Source organism: Chryseobacterium tongliaonense (genome assembly GCF_041224435.1).
GTDB classification, from domain to species: Bacteria; Bacteroidota; Bacteroidia; order Flavobacteriales; family Weeksellaceae; genus Chryseobacterium; species Chryseobacterium tongliaoense.
Map to the genome: position 1 here is coordinate 1 of NZ_JBGFFD010000035.1, position 589 is coordinate 589.

Sequence of the window (589 nt, forward strand, 5' to 3'; positions counted from 1 at the left end):
TGAACTTGCAACAATTTTTGAGACAAAATTTATATACTTCTTTATGCTACATTTTTAGATTGATTAGACATTAAATTTTGATACTCTTTTATGGTTAAATTCCCTAAAGCAGAATGCCTTCTCTGAGTGTTGTAAAACGTTTCTATATATTCAAACACAGAGATTTTAGCATGGTCTCTAGTTTCATATTTATTTTGATAAATAAGTTCTGTTTTTAAGGTCTTGAAAAAACTCTCCGCTACAGCATTGTCATAGCAATTTCCTTTTCCACTCATACTTCGGGTAATGTTTTTTCCGATTATTGACGTAAATTCTGTGCAGGCATATTGTATCCCTCTGTCCGAATGGAAAATTAAACTATCATGATCTTGTAAAGGACGGTGAAGCCGTGCCATTTTCAAGGCAGCAATACTGGTGTCCTGAGCCTTCATCGTCTCACTTAGCGACCATCCTATAACCTTTCTATCAAACAAATCAATGACCGTCGTGAGGTACAGCCAGCCCTGACCTGTACGGATATAAGTAATATCAGAAACCCAGACTTCTTTGCTGTTGTTAGTCTGAAAATTTTGATTCAAATAATTCTCTA

The 589-nt window shown here is 35.1% G+C and carries 1 protein-coding gene; it reads right to left on the minus strand.

Features of this window, described 5'->3' with window-relative positions:
* Nucleotides 1-41: 41 nt before the first annotated feature.
* On the minus strand, nt 42-589 hold a 548-nt coding region (locus tag AB8P06_RS20625), incomplete at its 5' end, for an IS3 family transposase (protein WP_369844528.1).